Source organism: Bradyrhizobium sp. WYCCWR 12699 (genome assembly GCF_032144035.1).
Taxonomy (GTDB): Bacteria; Pseudomonadota; Alphaproteobacteria; order Rhizobiales; family Xanthobacteraceae; genus Bradyrhizobium.
Window position 1 is genome coordinate 73,651 of record NZ_JAVTJN010000039.1, and the last position, 17,577, is coordinate 91,227.

14 protein-coding genes and 1 tRNA gene are annotated in these 17,577 nt (G+C 65.0%); 10 read left to right on the plus strand and 5 right to left on the minus strand.

Annotated features, from left to right (window positions below; genetic code table 11):
- The first annotated feature begins 26 nt into the window (after positions 1-26).
- A complete protein-coding gene (gene pepT, locus RPS27_RS31150) occupies positions 27-1,277 on the plus strand; it encodes a peptidase T (RefSeq protein WP_212069024.1) in 1,251 nt (416 codons plus the stop codon).
- A 56-nt stretch (positions 1,278-1,333) separates the two neighbouring features.
- Here the strand turns inward: pepT and RPS27_RS31155 are convergent, their stop codons facing one another.
- Positions 1,334-2,194, minus strand: a complete 861-nt coding sequence (locus RPS27_RS31155; protein ID WP_313754920.1) for a hypothetical protein — start codon at positions 2,192-2,194, stop codon at positions 1,334-1,336.
- A 354-nt stretch (positions 2,195-2,548) separates the two neighbouring features.
- On the opposite strand from RPS27_RS31155, the gene RPS27_RS31160 reads away from it, so the two are divergent.
- From RPS27_RS31160 to RPS27_RS31185, 6 genes are read left to right on the plus strand one after another with little or no spacing between them, the layout of a single operon-like run.
- Complete coding sequence (locus RPS27_RS31160) at positions 2,549-2,860, plus strand: hypothetical protein (RefSeq protein WP_212069043.1); 312 nt, start codon at positions 2,549-2,551, stop codon at positions 2,858-2,860.
- Positions 2,791-3,153, plus strand: coding sequence for a hypothetical protein (locus RPS27_RS31165; protein ID WP_212069026.1), 363 nt, complete (start codon positions 2,791-2,793; stop codon positions 3,151-3,153). The genes RPS27_RS31160 and RPS27_RS31165 overlap by 70 nt, the downstream gene beginning before the upstream one ends.
- A gap of 55 nt (positions 3,154-3,208) precedes the next feature.
- Positions 3,209-4,483, plus strand: coding sequence for a divalent metal ion exporter subunit IhpA (ihpA, locus tag RPS27_RS31170; protein ID WP_212069027.1), 1,275 nt, complete (start codon positions 3,209-3,211; stop codon positions 4,481-4,483).
- Entirely contained in the window at positions 4,480-5,457 is a 978-nt protein-coding gene (ihpB, locus tag RPS27_RS31175) for a divalent metal ion exporter adaptor subunit IhpB (RefSeq protein ID WP_212069028.1), read from the plus strand. Before ihpA ends, ihpB begins: the two co-directional genes overlap by 4 nt.
- Complete coding sequence (locus RPS27_RS31180) at positions 5,450-8,662, plus strand: CusA/CzcA family heavy metal efflux RND transporter (protein ID WP_313754921.1); 3,213 nt, start codon at positions 5,450-5,452, stop codon at positions 8,660-8,662. Before ihpB ends, RPS27_RS31180 begins: the two co-directional genes overlap by 8 nt.
- 2 nt (positions 8,663-8,664) lie before the next feature.
- On the plus strand, positions 8,665-9,645 hold the full coding sequence (locus tag RPS27_RS31185) for a cation diffusion facilitator family transporter (protein WP_212069030.1): 981 nt from the start codon (positions 8,665-8,667) through the stop codon (positions 9,643-9,645).
- A gap of 34 nt (positions 9,646-9,679) precedes the next feature.
- Here RPS27_RS31185 and RPS27_RS31190 read toward each other — a convergent pair whose 3' ends face one another.
- Positions 9,680-10,540 carry a class I SAM-dependent methyltransferase gene (locus RPS27_RS31190; RefSeq protein ID WP_212069031.1) on the minus strand — a complete coding sequence of 287 codons (861 nt, stop codon included), beginning with the start codon at positions 10,538-10,540 and terminating at the stop codon, positions 9,680-9,682.
- A gap of 176 nt (positions 10,541-10,716) precedes the next feature.
- On the opposite strand from RPS27_RS31190, the gene RPS27_RS31195 reads away from it, so the two are divergent.
- The 3 genes from RPS27_RS31195 to RPS27_RS31205 all read left to right on the plus strand — a co-directional run bounded on the left by RPS27_RS31195 (position 10,717) and on the right by RPS27_RS31205 (position 12,605).
- Positions 10,717-11,805, plus strand: coding sequence for an acyltransferase (locus tag RPS27_RS31195; RefSeq protein WP_212069032.1), 1,089 nt, complete (start codon positions 10,717-10,719; stop codon positions 11,803-11,805).
- A 141-nt stretch (positions 11,806-11,946) separates the two neighbouring features.
- Entirely contained in the window at positions 11,947-12,309 is a 363-nt protein-coding gene (locus tag RPS27_RS31200; RefSeq protein WP_211416785.1) for a hypothetical protein, read from the plus strand.
- A 219-nt stretch (positions 12,310-12,528) separates the two neighbouring features.
- Positions 12,529-12,605, plus strand: a tRNA-Val gene (locus RPS27_RS31205).
- Between the two features lie 51 nt (positions 12,606-12,656).
- Here RPS27_RS31205 and RPS27_RS31210 read toward each other — a convergent pair.
- The 3 genes from RPS27_RS31210 to clpX all read right to left on the minus strand — a co-directional run bounded on the left by RPS27_RS31210 (position 12,657) and on the right by clpX (position 17,199).
- Positions 12,657-13,061, minus strand: a complete 405-nt coding sequence (locus tag RPS27_RS31210; protein WP_212069033.1) for a GFA family protein — start codon at positions 13,059-13,061, stop codon at positions 12,657-12,659.
- Positions 13,062-13,179: 118 nt separating this feature from the next.
- The gene (gene lon / locus RPS27_RS31215; RefSeq protein ID WP_194407826.1) at positions 13,180-15,603 is read right to left on the minus strand and encodes an endopeptidase La; all 2,424 of its coding nucleotides are present in this window, start codon (positions 15,601-15,603) and stop codon (positions 13,180-13,182) included.
- 324 nt (positions 15,604-15,927) lie between these two features.
- Positions 15,928-17,199: an ATP-dependent Clp protease ATP-binding subunit ClpX gene (gene clpX / locus RPS27_RS31220; protein ID WP_018320118.1), complete on the minus strand. Its 1,272-nt coding sequence runs from the start codon at positions 17,197-17,199 to the stop codon at positions 15,928-15,930.
- Positions 17,200-17,577: the final 378 nt, after the last annotated feature.

Sequence of the window (17,577 nt, forward strand, 5' to 3'; positions counted from 1 at the left end):
CCCCTGACCCGGCGGTTTGACCAGAAATGTCCTCCCTCACCTTTTCGCATACCGTGACCGAGCGCTTCCTGCGCTACGTCACCATCGACACCCAGTCCGATCCGGCCTCCCCGCGCTCGCCCTCGACCGAGAAGCAGAAGGATCTCGGCCGCGTCCTCGCGGCCGAGCTCAAGGCCATGGGCGTCGCCGACGCGCATCTGGACGAATACGGCTACGTCTACGGCACGATCCCGGCGAACACCGACAAGAAGGTGCCGGTGATCTGCTTCTGCTCGCACATGGACACCTCGCCCGACGTGACCGGCAAGGACGTGAAGCCGCAAGTTCTGAAGAACTATCGCGGCGGCGACATCACCCTACCGGGCGACACCAGCCAGGTGATCCGCTTCACGGAACATCCGGCGCTGAAGAACCAGATCGGCAACGATATCATCACCACCGACGGCACGACGCTTTTGGGCGCCGACAACAAGGCCGGCGTCGCCGAGATCATGGATGCCGCGCAGTTCTTCATCAACAATCCCGACGTCAAGCACGGCACCATCAAGATCCTGTTCACGCCGGACGAGGAGATCGGCCGCGGCGTCGACAATGTCGACCTGAAGAAGCTGGGGGCCGATTTCGGCTACACCATGGACGGTGAAAGCGCCGGCTGCGTCGAGGACGAGACTTTCTCGGCCGACGGCGCCACCATTACCATATCAGGCGTCAGCGCTCATCCCGGCTATGCCAAGGGCAAGATGGAGCACGCGATCAAGATCGCGGCTGCCATCGTCGAGCGGCTGCCCAAGGAAGGCTGCTCGCCGGAGACCACTTCCGGCAAGCAGGGCTTTCTGCATCCGATCGGCATCGAGGGTGCGCTGGAGCAGGCGACGCTGTCCTTCATCGTCCGCGACTTCACCGAGGAAGGGCTGAAGGAGAAAGAGGATCTGCTCGAGACCATCGTCAAGGACGTGATGAAGGACTATCCGCGCTCGACCTACAAGTTCGAGGTCCGGGAGCAATACCGCAACATGAAGCAGGTGATCGACCGTCACCCGCACGTACTCGAATACGCCATCGAGGCGATCCGCCGTGCCGGCCTGCGCCCGATGCGCACCGCGATCCGCGGCGGCACCGACGGCTCGCGCCTGTCATTCATGGGCCTGCCCTGCCCCAACATCTTTGCCGGGGAGCACGCCTTTCACTCCCGGCTGGAATGGGTCAGCCGGCAGGACATGGAAAAGGCGGTGCAGACCATCGTGCACCTCGCCATGATCTGGGAAGAGAAGGCCTAACCCTTCTTGCAGGCAGCCGTTATGGCCGGGCTTGCGCCCGGCCATTTGTTTAGAATTTACGGCACCGGCATCGCGCGCGGATTGCGATGGAAGCGGTTCGAGCTCGCCATCCAGTTCGGCAATGGCTCACCGTCGCGGTGTCGTCCGCCGGCCACCGCCGCAGCCCACGCCACCGCGGCGCCGATCAGGGTCGCGGCTGCGACCGAGAACGCCACGATGATCGAGTTGCGCCGCGCACGGTTGATGGCGGTCTTTGAATCCGCAATCAGCGCATCGACGCGCCGTTCGGCGTCGGGCGCCTGCAGCCCCGTCAGACCGGCAACCTGCTGCACCAGATAGGCCCGGTCATCGGTGCTGACGCCGCTGTGGCTGGACGACGTCATCAGAATGCGTCCGGCCTCAGCACGCGCTTCCCTCAGATCGATGTTCGGCGCGCGGCGTGGTGCGCGGAACAGCCTGTCCAGCTCATAGCTTAGCAGAGGCTCGGCTGCGGTCGTATTGCTGGCTGAGCTGCGCATCGGCGAACGGTCGATCGCGGCAGCGCCCAGCAGCGCGAGCAGAGCCGCGCCGGCCAGCACGGCCAGCGCCCAGGCGGTCAGCCCGTGCAGGCCGTCCCGCCGTTCGCCGTCGTCTTCGATCGTCGCCAGCGCGGGCGCCGGTCGCGTCGTCCGTCCGGCGATGTAGCCGCCGAAGCCGAAGCTGATGATCGCCTGGATGATCAGGTACAGCCCGGACAGCAGCGCCAGCGCCGCCGAGGCATCGCGCCAAGTCGGCGAGGCCGAGCTGACACCGAGGCCAACCGCGACGCCGAAGCCGATCAGGATGAACGACATTGCGCCAGCGGCGAGAGCGCCTGCGAACACCGAGCTCCACTGGATGGCCCAGCGGCCATCGGCGGCCGTCACGCCGCCCTCCATCATGTCTTCCCGTACGAGCGTTTCCATTGTCGTCCTCTCAGCGCAGGCCGAAGAACGACAGCACCGCCATGATCACGACGATCAAGCCGATCAGGTAAATCAGTCCGTCCATAGTCCCTTCCTCCTCAACACGTTTCTGCTCGCTAATCAGAAGACAGGAGGAACGTTCCTAAATTCGGCATCCGTTACGGAACGAACCGGCCGGATGCGCGTTGATTGTTCGAGTCCGAAGGATGAGATTGTGAGCACAAGGCCTCAGCCGGGCAGTTGCCGGCTGGGGCCTTTCCGCGTTTGCGATGGGGCAATCTCTCCCCTCGCCCGTCCTATGAAGCCATCAAATGGCTGGAGCGGGCGATGGAGGCGAGCCGTCGCGCCGCCGTGACCGTGAAGGCCGACCATGGCAGTCACGTTGCCGAACCGATCCGCACGGCCATCATTGAAACCACTGCCTCGCACCGACGCATTATCGCCCGCCAGCGAGGAAGCGCGCCGGCCGCGCTGCTGCGGCAATTGTTCCCGGACGTAACAATGTTGCGGGTCGACACTGTTCCTGCCGCCATGCTAGGCCGAACATCGACCGCAACCAGAGTGACGTCGTGCCTGCGAACCGCCAGCTTTCCGGAACATGCCGTCCGCGCAATTGGCGCGGGCTGCTGTCTGTGCTGATCGCGGTCATCTATCTGCTCGCGGGCGCGCTGCACGGATCGCACGATATCGACGTCACCACGCCCGGCGGTGGCTCGGAGATCGCCGCCGTCCTCGACGGCACCACGGGCCATGGCGATCACAAGGCCATCGGCGGGCATCATTGCCATGGCTGCTTCTCGCTGACGGTCACGCAGCCGGCGCCATCGGCCGTGTCGGTCGCGCCGGTGCCGGCAACGCACCCGCAACATGCCTCCCGGCTCGCCGGAATCATCACCGATACCGACTCTCCCCCTCCCAAGCATATTGCCTGAACGGATTGGTCGGGCGTTCCGCGCCCATTAGGTTCATCCTTCACAGGTCGGTTTCATGTTTCGCAGGGGAATGGCCGCGCGCCTGGCGTGCGCGGCGGCGTGTCTGATTGCAGGATCAGCGCTTGCACCGTCGTACGCCCAGACTTTGACGATGCGAAGCGCGCTGTCGCGCGCGTTGGCCGCGAGCCCGCGCCTGACGGCGGCCGAGCGCGACGTCGGCATCGCCACGGGCCAGCGCATCCAGGCCGGCGCGCTGCTCAATCCGGAACTGACCTACGAGCAGGACGATTCATTCGGCTCCGGCAAATATCGCGGGACGCGATCGGCCGAGACCACCCTCCAGATCAGCCAGGCCTTCGAGCTGTTCGGCAAGCGCGACGCGCGGATCGCGGCCGGAGCGGCCGGTGTCGAAGTCGCCGCGATCCAGCGCAAGGCCGTCAGGCTGGAGGTGCTGTCGGAGACCGCGATCGCCTTCCTCAGCGTGCTCGGCGCGCAGCGCCGCATCCAGATCCTCGACGAACAGATCACTGCCATCGACCGCCTGACGCCGCTCTTGCGCCGCCGCGTCGAGGCCGGCGCCTCCTCCCCGGCCGAGACCGGCCGCGCCGAGGTCGCCTCCGCCCTGGTGAAGGCCGACCGCGAACGCTTCAAGGCGACCCTGGCGAGCGCCCGGCGCGAGCTTGCGGTGTTGATGGGCGATCCGTCCGCGAAATTCGGCGAGGTCTCCGGCCGGCTCGACACCATGGGCAAGCCGCCGACGTTCCAATCCGTCGTCGCCGCCATCGACGCCAATCCGCAGCTGGTGCGCTGGACCGCGGTCTTTGCCCAGCGCAATGCCGAGCTACTGCTGGCGCGGCTCAAGCCCTATCCGGACGTGCGGATCGCGGCCGGTTGGCGCCATTTCAACGAGACCAATGACGACGCGGCACGCCTCACCGTCTCGGTGCCGATCCCCGTGTTCGACCAGAACCAGGGCAATATCCTCTCGGCGCAGGAAAGCCTCGCCAAGACCAAAGCCGAGCGCGATGCCAACCGCAACACGCTGATTGTGATTGCCGGCCGCGCCTATGACTCGCTGCAGGGATCGCTGCGCGAGCTCGCGGTGCTGCGTGAGACCGCGATCCCCAAGGCCGTCGAGGCGTCCGAGGCCATCTCGCAAGGCTACGGCCAGGGCCGCTTCACTCTGCTCGAGGTGCTCGATGCCCAGGCCAGCGTCACCCAGGCGCGGCTGCGCGAGCAGGAGGCCCTGCAGAATTTCCATGCCGGCGTTGCGACCATCGAAGGCCTCGTCGGCAATCCCTTCACGCTGGCGCGGGAGAGCGCACGATGAAGACGTCCTCCACCATTCTCGTGGCCATCATTGCCGCCGCGCTCGGTGCTTACGGCACCTCCCTGCTCGCGCCGGACAAGCCTGCGCACAGCGAGCATTCCGAGCATTCCGAACCGAAGAAGCCGAACGACCATGTCGAGCAGGACGAGCACGGCGCCGACCGCATCCGCATCTCCGACGTCAAGCTGGCGGCCGCGGGCGTGGTGCTGGCGGAGGCTGCGAGCGCCACGCTGACCGACACGCTCGCCTTCAACGGCATTCTGCGCGCCAACCAGGAGGCCGTGGTGCAGGTGACGCCGCGCTTTCCCGGCGTTGCCAAATCGATCCAGAAGCGCATCGGCGACAAGGTCGCCAAGGACGATCTGCTCGCCGCGATCGAGAGCAACCAGAGCCTCACGGTCTACGAGCTGAAGGCGCCGATCGCCGGCACCGTCATCGAGCGGCAGATCTCGCTCGGCGAATACGCCTCCGAGCAGAAGCCGGCCTTCGTTGTCGCCGACCTCTCCACCATCTGGGTCGAGCTGTCGATCTATCGACAGGATCTGCGGCGCGTTCGCCTCAACGACGAGGTGCTGATTGATCCCGACGACGGCCGCGGCGAGATCAAGGGCACCATCTCTTACATGGCGCCGATCGGCTCGAGCGAGACCCAGACCGCACTGGCGCGCGTGGTGCTGCAAAATCCGGACGGGCGGCTGCGGCCCGGCCTGTTCGTCACGGCGCGGCTGATCCTCGCCGCCCGCAACGTCGCGGTCGCCGTGCGCCGGAGCGCGATCCAGACGCTGGAGAACAGGACCATCGTGTTCGTCCGCGAGGACGGCGACAAGATCGAGGCACGTCCCGTGGAGCTTGGCGATTCCGACCCGAAATTCGTAGAGATCCGCGCCGGTCTCTCCGCCGGCGAGCGCTACGTCGCCGAGAACAGCTTTGTCGTGAAGGCGGAGATGGGCAAGGGAGACGCTGACCATGATTGACGCGCTCCTCGCCTTCTCCATTCGTCAAAGATGGCTCGTCGTCCTGTTTGCCATCGCGGCCGGCGCCTTCGGCGCCTGGAATTTCACGCGCCTGCCGATCGACGCGGTGCCTGACGTCACCAACGTCCAGGTCCAGATCAACACGCGCGCGCCGGGCCTGTCGCCGCTCGAAGCCGAGCAGCGCATCACCTTCCCGATCGAGACCGTGATGGGCGGCTTGCCCAAGCTCGACTACACCCGCTCGATCTCACGCTATGGCCTGAGCCAGGTCACCGTCGTATTCCAGGACGGCACCGACATCTATTTCGCCCGCCAGCTCGTCAACGAGCGTATCCAGCAGGCAAAGGACCAGCTTCCTGTCGGCACCGAGGTCGCGATGGGGCCGGTCTCCACCGGGCTCGGCGAGATCTACGTCTACTCCGTCGAGGCCACGCCCGGTGCAAAGTCGTCTACCGGCGCCGAGTTCACGCCGACCGAGCTACGGACCATCCAGGACTGGATCATCAAGCCGCAGCTGCGCACCATTCCCGGCGTGGTCGAGGTCAACTCGATCGGCGGCTATGAGCGGCAATTCCACGTACTGCCGATCCCCGGCCGGCTGATGGCCTACAAGCTCGGATTCCGCGACATCATGACGGCGCTGGCCGCCAACAATTCCAATGTCGGCGCCGGCTATATCGAGCGCAACGGCGAGCAATATCTCGTCCGCGCGCCCGGCCAGGTCGCCAATATCGAGGACATCAGAGATATCGTGATCGGCTCGCGCGGCGGCGTTCCGGTGCGCATCCGCGACGTCGCCGACGTCCAGGAAGGCCAGGACCTGCGCAGCGGCGCGGCCTCGACCAATGGTACGGAGACGGTACTCGGAACCGCCATGCTGCTGATCGGCGAGAACAGCCGCAGCGTGGCGCAACGCGTGAAGGCGAAGCTCAAGGAGATTGCGAAATCACTGCCCGACGGCGTGATCGCGCACGCAGTCTACGACCGCACGCATCTGGTGGAAGCCACCATCCAGACCGTCGAGAAGAACCTCATCGAAGGTGCAGCGCTGGTGATCGCGGTGCTGTTCCTGATCCTCGGCAACATCCGCGCCGCGCTGATTACGGCCTGCGTCATCCCGCTGTCGATGCTGTTCACGATCACAGGCATGGTCGAGAGCAAGGTCAGCGCCAATCTGATGAGTCTCGGCGCGATCGACTTCGGCATCATCGTCGACGGCGCCGTCATCATCGTCGAGAACTGCCTGCGGCTGCTCGCCGCCGAGCAGCACCGGCGCGGCCGCCTGCTCTCGCTGGAAGAACGGATGCAGACCATTCGCGAGGGCGCCAGCGAGGTCATCAAGCCGAGCCTGTTCGGCACGCTGATCATCGCCGTGGTCTACCTGCCGGTCCTGACCCTGACGGGGACCGAGGGCAAGATGTTCACGCCGATGGCGCTGACCGTGCTGATGGCGCTCGCGGGCGCGGCGCTGCTGTCGGTGACCTTCGTTCCCGCTGCGGTGGCAATCTTCGTGACCGGCAAGGTTTCGGAGAAGGAGAACATCTTCATGCGGGCCGCCAAGCGGTTCTACGTGCCGCAGCTCGACCGTGCGATCCGATATCGCCGCAGTGTGGCGTTCGCCGCTGTCCTCATCGTTGCCGGCAGCCTGTTTGCCGCGACGCGCATGGGCGGCGAATTCATCCCGAGCCTGGATGAAGGCGACATCACCATCGAAACCATCCGGATTCCCGGCACCAGCCTGACGCAGAGCGTCGACATGCAGCTGCGGCTGGAGAAGGCGGTCAAGCAGGTTCCGGAGGTCGCGACCATCTTCTCCAAGGTCGGCACTGCCGAGATCGCCAACGATCCGATGCCGCCGAACGCCGCCGACACCTACGTCACGCTGAAGCCGCGCAACGAATGGCCCGATCCCGACAAGCCGAAGGACGAGGTGGTCGCCGAGCTTGAGCGCGCCGCCAACACCCTGCCCGGCACGGCCTATGGCATGACCCAGCCGATCCAAATGCGTTTCAACGAGCTGATCGCCGGCATCCGCAGCGACGTCGGCGTCAAGATCTTTGGCGACGATCTCGACGTACTCGCGGGCATCGCCCAGCAGGTCAACGGCGTGGTTCGCGGCATCGAGGGCGCCGCCGACGTCAAGACCGAGCAGATCGCGGGCCTGCCGATCCTCACCGTCAAGCTCGACCGCCAGGCGCTGTCGCGCTACGGCCTCAGCCTCGGCGAGGTACAAAACCTCGTCGAGATCGCGATCGGTGGCAAGCCAGTCGGGAAACTGTTCGAGGGCGATCGCCGCTTCGACATCGTGGTGCGGCTGCCGGAAAACCTGCGCGCCAACCCCGACACGATCAAGTCGCTGCCGATCCCGCTGCCGCCAGGCGAGGATGTCCCCGCCGTCACGAAAACCGCATGGCCGGGCGCATCGGGCTCGACGCTCCGCTACGTCCCGCTGTCGTCTGTCGCCACGATCGAGCTCGCACCCGGCCCCAACCAGATCAGCCGCGAGAACGGCAAGCGCCGCGTGGTGGTGATGGCCAACGTTCGCGGGCGCGACCTGCGCTCCTTCGTCGCCGAGACCCAGGAGGCGGTGGCCGAGAAGGTCAAGCTGCCGCCGGGCTATTGGATCGGTTGGGGCGGCCAGTTCGAGCAGCTGGTCTCGGCGACCAAGCGGCTGACCATCGTGGTGCCCGTGGCGCTGCTGCTGGTGTTCCTGCTGCTGTTCATGGGCATGGGATCGACGGCGGATGCGGCGCTGGTGTTCTCCGGCGTGCCGCTGGCATTGACCGGCGGCGTCGCGGCGCTGCTGCTGCGCGGCATTCCGCTCTCCATCAGCGCCGGCGTCGGCTTCATCGCGCTGTCGGGCGTCGCCGTGCTCAACGGCCTCGTCATCATCGCCTTCATCGAGCGGCTGCGCAGCGAGGGGCGCCCCCTCGTGGAGGCCGTGCGCGAGGGCGCGCTGACCCGGCTGCGCCCCGTGCTGATGACGGCGCTGGTCGCCTCGCTCGGCTTCGTGCCGATGGCGCTTGCCACCGGCGCCGGCGCCGAGGTGCAGCGGCCGCTGGCGACCGTGGTGATCGGCGGCATCATCTCCTCGACGGTGCTGACATTGCTGGTGCTGCCGGCGCTCTACGTGCTGTTCCGTCGTGACGGGACGCGCGAAACGCCTACACTGGCGCCTGATTTAGCGACTTCCGGGGAGCGCTAGAATTGGGCGGCCACGACCATCACGGTCATCACCACCATGATCATGCCGGCCATTCGCATGATCATGGCCACGACCATGGTCATGGGCACGGCCATGCACATGTCCATGCCCCCGCCAATTTCGGCAAGGCCTTCGCGATCGGGATTTCCCTCAACACCGCGCTGGTCGTGGCTGAGGCAATTTACGGCTATCTCGGCAACTCCACCGCCCTGCTCGCCGATGCCGGCCATAATTTGTCCGACGTGCTCGGCCTGGTCGTGGCCTGGGGCGCCTCGATCGCGGCGCAGCGCGCGCCGAGCGGCCGCTTCACCTACGGTTTTCGCGCCTCCACCATCCTGGCGGCGCTGGCGAACGCGGTGTTCCTGCTGGTCGCGACCGGTGCCATCGGCTGGGAGGCGATCCTGCGCCTGCGCCAGCCGGAGCCGGTCGCAGGCGTCACCGTGATGGTGGTCGCCGGCATCGGCATCCTCATCAACGGCTTCACCGCGATGCTGTTCGCCAGCGGACGCAAGGACGACATCAACATCGAGGGCGCGTATCTGCACATGGCGGCGGACGCTGCGGTGTCACTCGGCGTCGTCGTTTCGGCGGCGCTGATCATCTGGACCGGCTGGCTCTGGCTCGATCCCGTCACCAGCCTCGTCATCTGCTTAACCATCCTCTGGAGCACCACCAGCTTGCTGCGCGGCTCCATCGACATGTCGATGGCGGCCGCGCCCAAAGGGACGGACCTTGCCGCGATCAGGGCATTCCTGCTGGCACGCCCTGGCGTCTCGGCGATCCACGATCTCCACGTCTGGCCGATCTCCACCACCGAGACGGCGCTGACCTGCCATCTCGTGATGCCCGCCGGCACCGCCGACGCATTCCTGATGGAGACCGCGCAGCTCCTGAAGACGTCCTTCCGCATCGGCCACACCACGCTCCAGATCGAGACGCATCCGGACAATGGCTGTGCGCTGGCGCCGGATGATGTGGTGTGAGGGCCCGTTGCTGCACCAGCCTCGCGAAGCAGCCCTACCCCGCCTTCGCCGTCACGATCCAGATCGCACCCTGCAACGCCACGCTCTGCCCCTTCAGGAACGGCGTGAGCATGTCGCGGATCGAGGCTCTTGCGGCCGCATAGGTCTCGGGCGGATGGCCCTGCAGCGCACGGCTGGCCGGCCCGATCTGCAGCGCGCCGTCCACCGCGGCATCGAGGCCACCACCGATCGCGACGTCCATCGACAGATTGTGCGGCTCCATCGCTACGGCGGTGAAGCCGGCTCCCTCGAGGATGCGCATCACGCGCTCCTCCGAGGCGAAGGCGAACGGACCCGGCTCCTCCGGCCCGACCGGCGGCATTTTGGGCACGTGTTTGTACACCGCCATCAGCGGCGCCATCATCCACGGATTCTCTTTCGGCTCGCGCCAGCACGCGAAGGCGAGCCGTCCTGACGGCTTCAGCGCACCGCGGAGATTGGTGAACGACGCGACGGGATCGGCGAAGAACATCACGCCGAAGCGCGAGGCGAGCAGATCGAAGCTTGCCGGCTCGAACGGATGGACCGTCGCGTCCGCCAGCACGAAATCGAGCGGCAGGCCTTTTGGCGCGAACGCGCGCGCCTGGGACAACATCGGCTCGGACACGTCGAGGCCGAGCGCAAAACCGTCGGGCGCCACCGCCTTCGCGAACGCAAACGTCGTCGCGCCGGAGCCGCAGCCGACGTCGAGAACACGCTCGCCAGGCTTCAACCTGGCGCGGTCGATCAGCACGTCGGCGATGGGGCCGAGCAGGCTCTCCTGGGCCGCGTGGCGATCCGCCCAGCGTTGTCCGCTCGGCCCGTTCCAATAGGCGATCTGATCGGCGTTCTGCTCGTGTCCGCTGGGTTGTTGCATCAAGCTCTCCGCAAAAGTACCGATCCCGTTCTGCCCAAAAGGCTTATCCGCATGTCGTTGCCCGCCGCAAGGCCGATTTCAGCCGGGTGCCGGAACGGCCGCCCGATGCCGCCATGCGCGCCAAGTTGACACAACCGTAAGGCGCTGTGTTAAGTCGCCCGGAGAGGAGAAAGGCGTTGAAATCGGAACGATCGGTCGGCATCGATTGCCTGCGCGCCATCTCCATCATCTGGGTGCTGCTGTACCACTTCGTCCCGATGCAGGCTTTCAACCGGGGCACGTTCGGCGTCCTGCTGTTCTTCATCATCAGCGGCTATTGCATCGCGTTCAGCGTCGAGACGTCGCAGACGGCGTGGCACTTCTACGCCAAGAGGCTTGGCCGCCTGCTGCCCGCGCTGATCGTCTGCGGCTTCCTGACGACGCTGTTCAAGATTCTCGCGCCCGAGCTGGTCGAGCCCGGCCGCGGGCTGAAATGGGGGCACTACGTCTACACGCTGATCGCGCTTCCGACGCTCAACGTCCTGCAGGTGAACTATAACCTGCCTGACGGCGCCTATTGGTCATTGCAGATCGAATTTCAGTTCTACGTCTTCTGCTTTCTGATGATGGCATTGGGCCTCAAGCATCGCCTGCTGGCATTGCTGTGTGCAGTGACCATCTTCCGGACCCTGACGACCAGCACCGAATATTACACCTCCAACGATTTCTTTCCGTTCTTCATCGCCGGCATGAGCGTCGCGGCCCTCGTCAGGGGACGCACTGGCGAGGCGATCGCGGGAATCCTCGTGGCATTCTCCGTCGAGCTCTATCACCTGAAATTCAACGTCAAGCAGCCGTCCGTCCCGATCGAAATGTACCGGTCGCTGCTGCTGTGGTCCGGCACGACCGCCGTCTATCTTGCCGTGCGCTACGACCACATCTTGCCGCGCGCCTTTCGCGCCCTCGCCTTCATCGGCGTCATCAGCTATCCGCTTTATTTGATCCATCAGGACGTCGGGATGATGATCCTGCGTTGGGCGCATGTGGGCCGTGACTCCACGGGCGACATGCTGATCCGCGCCTTCGTCCTCCCCGCCTTCCTCGCTGCGATCGCCTGGCTGGTCTACGTGCTGGTCGAAAAACCCGCCATCAAGCCGCTGACCCGCTTCCTGGCCAATCCGCTCGCCCGGCTTGGTCAATCCAAGCCCGCGGTCGAACATCCCGCCGGCGCTGCCCCGGGCGAGGTCGCCCGGCAGGACCTTCAGCAGGACTTGGCAGCACGATAGCTTTGGCGCCGGCAAGCGCGGCGCAGTGCGTCTCGCCTCTGCGCATTGCGGCCGCATTGGTTTCACCGAACGGCCACATCGGAATCAGATGCCAACCAGATTTCGCCGATAGGTTTTGCCATTCTTCAAACTGGAAAAGGCATGCCCATGCGCAGATTTACCGCATCCGTCATCGTTGCAGCTCTCTCGCTCGGAACACCTGCTCTCGTGCAGGCACAGGGAGCATCGCCGCAAGCCGGCACGGAACAGCCCTCCGCTCAGTCCAGCACGGTGATCCGAAGCATCGAGGTCGTCGACGTCAAGGAATTGCAGCCGGCGGTGCGCGCGAAAGTCGATGAGCTGGTAGCGCACACGAGCGACAAGGACATCCAGTCGCTTCGGCAGTCCATCGACGCCACGCCGCAGGCAGCCTCGGTCCTCAAGGCCAAGGGCCTGAGCTCGTCTCAAGTCGTCGCGATCAACATCGCCGACGGCGTCCTGACGATGTTCACCAAGACGGCCTGACAATCAGGCGGGGTTCCCGGCCGGGGGGCGCAGCGCCCGCGAGCACGGCCGATGGACCATCGGCCGGATCCGGGATTCACGCGATGACAGAGCGTGCCCTGCAGCGGAGCCCGTTGCAGGGCTGCTCCTGCCAGGCGTGAAACCTCGGACCAAACTGCGATTTGGGGCGGCGCTCGGCCCTTGCTCCGGCACCCGCCAAGGCGGTAAAGAGGCGCCGTGGGGCGGTTAGCTCAGCTGGTTAGAGCATCTCGTTTACACCGAGAGGGTCCGCGGTTCGAATCCGTGACCGCCCACCAGCCTTCGCTCGCTTCGCGGGCTACGGCTCGGCAGGCCAGGCCCGCGCCATCTCAATCCCCTGGCCTTCCCGGCAGCAGCGGCACCGCGTCGATCCACACCGCCGCCGACCGGCACCAGATCTGCCTGACAGGCCGCAGCTTGTCGCGCTGGCGGATGGAGCCCCAGCGGATGCCCCAATCATCGGCCGCCTCGCCCTCGCCGCTGGTGAACAGCGGGGAACCGCAATCGGCGCAGAAGTGCTGGAAGCGCATCCGGCCGTTGTCGCCGCGCTTGCCGTAGATTTTTGGCGTGCCGGCAGTGAGCTTGACGTCCGCCGCGCCGCAGATCGCGGTCACCCGGAACGGCGAGCCGGTCAGGGTCTGGCAGTCGGTGCAGTGGCACACCGACACGGCCTCGGGGGCGACCTCGGCCTGATAGGTGATCTTGCCGCAATGGCATTGCCCGTCGATCTGCATCGCCCTCTCCCCCTCCTTCGCCGTGCCTTCTCAACCGCCATGCCTTCTCCACCGGCATGCCTTGCCCCAAAACAAAAACGGCGCCCGAAGGCGCCGTCTTATCATCTTTTGCGATGGCCTAGTGAGCGGTCAGGCCGCCGGCGGCTTCGTCGCCGTCAGGCTTCACCGTCACCTTGGTGTCCTCTTCCCAGACGATCGGCGTCGGCTTCTTGACCAGCGCCTTGACGACGACGTCGTCGAGCCGGGAGACCGGAATGATCTCCATGCCGCCCTTGATCGCATCGGAAATCTCCGTGAGATCCTTGGCGTTGTCCTCGGGGATCAGCACCGTCTTGATGCCGCCGCGGGCCGCAGCCAGCAGCTTCTCCTTCAGGCCGCCGATCGGCAGCACGCGGCCGCGCAGCGTGATCTCGCCGGTCATCGCGACATCGTGGCGGACCGGGATGCCGGTCATGACCGAGATGATCGCAGTGGCCATCGCGACGCCCGCCGACGGACCGTCCTTCGGTGTCGCGCCCTCAGGCACGTGCACGTGGATGTCGCGGCGGTCGAACATCGGCGGCTCGATGCCGTAGTTGATCGCGCGCGAGCGGACATAGGACGCCGCCGCGGAGATCGACTCCTTCATCACGTCGCGCAGATTGCCCGTGACCGTCATCTTGCCCTTGCCGGGCATCATGACGCCTTCGATCGTCAGCAGCTCGCCGCCGACATCGGTCCAGGCCAGGCCGGTGACGATGCCAACCTGCGGCTCGCTCTCGATCTCGCCGAAGCGGTACTTCGGCACGCCGAGCAACTCTTCCAGAGTCTTCTCGGTGACCTTGACCGACTTCTTCTTGGAGATCATCAGCTCCTTCACCGCCTTGCGGGCGAGTGTGGAGAGCTCACGCTCCAGGTTACGCACGCCCGCTTCGCGGGTGTAGCGGCGGATCAGAAGCAGCAGCGCGTCGTCGTCGATCGAGAACTCCTTGGAGTCCAGGCCATGCTTGGACACCGCGTTCGGGATCAGGTGCTTGCGCGCGATCTCGACCTTCTCGTTCTCGGTGTAGCCCGCGATCCGGATGATCTCCATGCGGTCCATCAACGGGCCCGGAATATTGAGCGTATTCGCGGTCGTGATGAACATCACGTTGGACAGATCGTAGTCGACCTCGAGATAGTGGTCGTTGAACGTCCCGTTCTGCTCGGGGTCGAGGACCTCGAGCAAGGCGGAGGACGGGTCGCCGCGGAAATCGGCGCCCATCTTGTCGATCTCGTCGAGCAGGAACAGCGGGTTGGACGACTTCGCCTTCCGCATCGACTGGATGATCTTGCCCGGCATCGAGCCGATATAAGTGCGGCGGTGACCGCGGATCTCGGCCTCGTCACGCACGCCGCCGAGCGAGACGCGCACGAACTCGCGCCCCGTCGCCTTCGCGATCGACTTGCCGAGCGAGGTCTTGCCGACGCCGGGAGGCCCGACGAGGCACAGGATTGGGCCCGTCAGCTTGTTGGCGCGCGACTGCACCGCGAGATACTCGACGATGCGCTCCTTGACCTTCTCCAGCCCATAGTGATCGGAATCCAGGATGGCTTGCGCCTGCTCCAGATCCTTCTTCACCTTGGACTTCTTGTTCCACGGGATCGACAGCAGCCAATCCAGATAGTTGCGCACGACCGTCGCTTCCGCGGACATCGGCGACATCTGGCGCAGCTTCTTCAATTCATGCTGCGCCTTCTCGCGCGCTTCCTTGGAGAGCTTGGTCTTGGAGATCTTCTCTTCGAGATCGGCGAGCTCGTCGCGACCGTCGTCGTCGCCGAGTTCCTTCTGGATCGCCTTCATCTGCTCGTTGAGATAATACTCGCGCTGGGTCTTCTCCATCTGGCGCTTGACGCGCGAGCGAATGCGCTTCTCGACCTGCAGCACCGAGATCTCGCTCTCCATCAGGCCCAGCACCTTCTCCAGGCGCGTGGTGACCGACAGCGTCTCCAGGATGCCCTGGCGGTCCGCGATCTTGACGGCGAGATGCGAGGCAACGGTGTCGGCGAGCTTGGCGAAATCGGTGATCGCCTGCACGACGCCGACGACCTCGGCCGAGATCTTCTTGTTGAGCTTCACATAGCTCTCGAAGTCGGACACGACCGAGCGCGCCATGGCCTCCGCCTCGACCGACTTCGCGTCGGTGTCGGCGAGCGCAATCGCGGTCGCTTCGTAATAGTCGGCGCGATCGGTGTATTTCTGCACGCGCGCACGCTCGAGCCCTTCGACCAGCACCTTCACGGTGCCGTCAGGGAGCTTCAAGAGCTGCAGCACGCTGGCGAGCGTACCTGTCTCGTAAATGGCATCGGGCGCCGGATCGTCGTCGGACGCGTTCTTCTGCGTCGCGAGCATGATCAGCGCATCGTTCTTCATCACCTCTTCGAGCGCACGGATCGACTTCTCGCGGCCGACGAAGAGCGGAACGATCATGTGCGGGAAGACGACGATGTCGCGCAGCGGCAACACGGGGTAGGCGTGCGTTTCGCCATGGACGATGGTTGGCCTGGGTTTTGGATTAGTCATGGCCTTTTCCTTTTGCTTTGCCCCCCTGCACGCAGTCCGCTCCGCTCACGCGCAACCGCCACAAGGTGCCGAGGTGATCCGCAAGACCGATCGGTCCCTTTCGAGTTGGACCGGCTCGCCGGATCGGAACTGAGGCGAATCTGGAAGAGAATTTTTGCTCGCCGCCGACATTAGGTGGCTATCGACCCGGGGGGTGTCAAGTCATTGAAAGACGCGCGCCATCAGGCGCTTACGCAACGCGGTAAGCGACGCAACACCGGCTGCGGAGATATGATTCCGCAGCCCAATTTGCAGGTACGATTGGAGCGTTCCAGCGCCGCCGGATCAGGCGCTGGCGTTCTCGACGGCGCGATCGGACCGATCGGCGTAGATGTAGAGCGGACGCGCCGTTCCTTCCACGACTTCGCGGGAAATCACGACTTCTTCCACACCTTCCAGGCCCGGCAGGTCGAACATGGTCTCGAGCAGGATGGCTTCGAGGATCGAGCGCAGTCCGCGCGCACCGGTCTTGCGCTCGATCGCCTTGCGGGCGACCGCGCCAAGCGCCTCGTCGGCGAACGTCAGCTCGATGTTCTCCATCTCGAACAGCCGCTGGTACTGTTTCACCAGCGCGTTCTTCGGCTCGGTCAGGATCTTCTTCAGCGAGGTCTCGTCGAGGTCCTCCAGCGTCGCCACGACGGGCAGACGGCCGACGAACTCGGGGATGAGGCCGTACTTCAAGAGATCCTCAGGCTCGACGTGACGGAAGATCTCGCCGGTCCGGCGGTCTTCCGGCGCCATCACCTGGGCGGCGAAACCGATCGAGGTCGACCGTCCGCGCGCGGAGATGATCTTCTCGAGGCCGGCGAACGCACCGCCGCAGATGAACAGGATGTTGGTGGTATCCACCTGCAGGAATTCCTGCTGCGGATGCTTGCGGCCGCCCTGCGGCGGGACCGAAGCCACCGTGCCTTCCATGATCTTGAGCAGCGCCTGCTGCACGCCCTCACCCGACACGTCGCGCGTGATCGAGGGATTGTCGGACTTGCGGCTGATCTTGTCGATTTCGTCGATGTAGACGATGCCGCGCTGGGCCCGCTCGACATTGTAGTCGGCGGCCTGAAGCAGCTTCAGGATGATGTTCTCGACGTCCTCACCGACATATCCAGCCTCGGTCAGCGTCGTCGCATCCGCCATGGTGAAGGGCACGTCCAGGATGCGGGCGAGCGTCTGCGCGAGCAGCGTCTTGCCCGAGCCGGTCGGACCGATCAGCAGGATGTTCGACTTCGCGAGTTCGACGTCGTTGTGCTTGGTCTGGTGGTTGAGGCGCTTGTAGTGATTGTGCACCGCGACCGACAGGACCTTCTTCGCATGGCTCTGGCCGATGACGTAATCGTCCAGGACCTTGCAGATTTCCTTCGGCGTCGGAATGCCGTCGCGCGACTTGACCAGCGAGGACTTGTTCTCCTCGCGGATGATGTCCATGCAGAGCTCGACGCACTCGTCGCAGATGAAGACCGTGGGACCCGCGATCAGTTTGCGGACTTCGTGCTGGCTCTTGCCGCAGAACGAGCAATATAGCGTGTTCTTGGAGTCGCTCGTGCCGACCTTACTCATTCATGTCTCCGTCCGCGGTTCGATCCCGTTCCGCTCGATCGCTCCATTCCGACACGATGGCCGGCATGAAGCTTAAGTAGAGCAAATTCCGTACCAAAAAAGACCCTACGCATTACATCCCGTGCGAATCACGGTCGCTCGATTCTCCGCGATCATAGCCGATCATTCGTAGCCAACCATGCTGTCACCCGACTATCAAGAATTCGCTAATCGGGGGTCGTCGGCTACCCGTGACAATACCGTGATTTCCGGTCTTGGCACGGGCGAAGTGACCGAAATCACCGCGGCGTTGCTGGATTGCCACGAAAAACAAGCACGAAAGCGGAACTTTCTGCCTGTCGCAGGGCGCAAAACTGCGTTTTGCGATGCGCACACGCG

Bases quoted from the DNA above. Each gene is read 5' to 3' on its own strand.
- RPS27_RS31160 (WP_212069043.1), top strand. From the start codon at position 2,549: ATGGAGGCGAGCCGTCGCGCCGCCGTGACCGTGAAGGCCGACCATGGC.
- ihpA (WP_212069027.1), top strand. From the start codon at position 3,209: ATGTTTCGCAGGGGAATGGCCGCGCGCCTGGCGTGCGCGGCGGCGTGT.
- RPS27_RS31180 (WP_313754921.1), top strand. From the start codon at position 5,450: ATGATTGACGCGCTCCTCGCCTTCTCCATTCGTCAAAGATGGCTCGTC.
- pepT (WP_212069024.1), top strand. From the start codon at position 27: ATGTCCTCCCTCACCTTTTCGCATACCGTGACCGAGCGCTTCCTGCGC.
- RPS27_RS31210 (WP_212069033.1), bottom strand. From the start codon at position 13,061: ATGCAGATCGACGGGCAATGCCATTGCGGCAAGATCACCTATCAGGCC.
- lon (WP_194407826.1), bottom strand. From the start codon at position 15,603: ATGACTAATCCAAAACCCAGGCCAACCATCGTCCATGGCGAAACGCAC.
- RPS27_RS31200 (WP_211416785.1), top strand. From the start codon at position 11,947: ATGCCCATGCGCAGATTTACCGCATCCGTCATCGTTGCAGCTCTCTCG.
- clpX (WP_018320118.1), bottom strand. From the start codon at position 17,199: ATGAGTAAGGTCGGCACGAGCGACTCCAAGAACACGCTATATTGCTCG.
- RPS27_RS31155 (WP_313754920.1), bottom strand. From the start codon at position 2,194: ATGGAGGGCGGCGTGACGGCCGCCGATGGCCGCTGGGCCATCCAGTGG.
- RPS27_RS31190 (WP_212069031.1), bottom strand. From the start codon at position 10,540: ATGCAACAACCCAGCGGACACGAGCAGAACGCCGATCAGATCGCCTAT.
- ihpB (WP_212069028.1), top strand. From the start codon at position 4,480: ATGAAGACGTCCTCCACCATTCTCGTGGCCATCATTGCCGCCGCGCTC.